General features: G+C 23.9%; 1 protein-coding gene. It reads left to right on the forward strand.

Annotation, left to right across the window (positions count from 1 at the left end; all coding sequences use genetic code 11):
* The coding region (locus tag GBZ86_RS16500; RefSeq protein WP_207707485.1) for a pentapeptide repeat-containing protein at nucleotides 1-665 on the forward strand (665 nt) is incomplete at its 5' end.
* Between the last annotated feature and the right edge of the window lie 26 nt (nucleotides 666-691).

Raw genomic sequence — 691 nt, forward strand, 5'->3', positions numbered from 1 at the left:
TTATTATACAGGGCAATATAAATCATACTATAGAACTTGGTGATAATAACAGAGGAAATATTATTCGTATAGAAAATGCTATTAATAGTTTTGAAAAGAATTTAAATAATTCAGTGGAAAAATTAGAAGAGTATAAAAAAAATTTAATAGAATCTAAAATAGAATATGAAAAACCTTTTGAATATGAACAAACTTTAAATGAAAAATTTAAGGAACAAAGTAGATTAAGTGACTTACTTCTTATAGGAAGTGCTGAAAAAGAAGTAAGCTACAATGATTCTATAACTATAGAAAGACAAAAAGAAGTCAATGCTCAAATAAAAACTCATAAGTATTGGATTGATACCAAAGGAAGTATGGGAGTACGATTAAATTTAGAAAATCAAAATTTAAGAGGAATAAGATTATTAAATGTAGATTTAAGAAATGCTAATTTAAGAGGAGCAGATTTAACTGATAGTATAATTTATGCAGATTTAAGAGGTGCTGATCTAAGTGGAGCTAAAATTGGAAATATAAATTGGAAAGGTTCAAACTTAAATAATGTTATTATAGAGGATCATAAAATTAAATCAATTGAAAAAAGTTTTTCTAAAGATTTAGAAAGTCATTTAAATGCTATGAATAATCTTAAAAGCAATGAAAAAGCTAAAGGCTTGTTATAAAGGAGTAATTTTATAATGAATAAATT

The sequence above is a fragment of the Clostridium tarantellae genome, assembly GCF_009295725.1.
GTDB lineage: Bacteria > Bacillota > Clostridia > Clostridiales > Clostridiaceae > Sarcina > Sarcina tarantellae.